This window comes from Blastococcus sp. SYSU D00813 (genome assembly GCF_054050735.1).
Map to the genome: position 1 here is coordinate 1 of NZ_JBJGZX010000076.1, position 700 is coordinate 700.

1 pseudogene is annotated in these 700 nt (G+C 78.0%); it reads left to right on the top strand.

Annotated elements, in window-relative coordinates:
* Positions 1–700, top strand: a pseudogene (locus tag ACI8AX_RS23590) (HNH endonuclease); the annotation flags it as partial.

The window sequence follows — 700 nt, forward strand, 5'->3', positions numbered from 1 at the left end:
AGGCCGACGGCGACGCCCGCCCGATCGGCGTCCTGCGCGTCGGGGCGCTGGCCGACCGCATCCTGCAGCCCGGTGAGGACCGCACCCCGGTCACCGCCATGATCACCGTCGACGTGCCGCTGGGCGCGCTGACGGTGGACCGGTTCCGGGCCGACGGCGGTCCCGCGCCCGAGTTGTCCCGCCCCGGCGCCCACTCGGCGCCGACCGCGGAGGTGGACGGGGAGCCGGTCACCGCCGCCCACCTGCGCCGGCTGCTGGCCGACCTGGACGCGATCGGGCTGCGCGCGCCGGCCGGGGGCAGCCTGCAGTACGCGTTCACCGACGCCGACGGAAACCTGCGCGCCGTGGCCACCGACACCGAGCTCCGAGCGGCGGCCCGCCGCGGCTGCCGAGCGCACCCCGACGAGCGCTGCGGCTGCCCGCTGCTGGACGTCCCGCCGGCGGTGGACCGTTACCGGCCCTCGGCCGCCCAGCTGCGCTACCTGCGCACCCGAGACCGCACCTGCCGCCTCCCCGGCTGCGCCAACCGCGCCGTGTGGGCCGACGCCGACCACGTCGTCCCCCACGCGGCCGGCGGCGAGACCTCCTGCCAGAACCTGTGCTGCCTGTGCCGCCGCCACCACCGGCTCAAGACCCACGCCCGCGGCTGGGTCTACCGGATGGCGCCCGACGGGACACTCACCGTCACCACCCCCTCCGG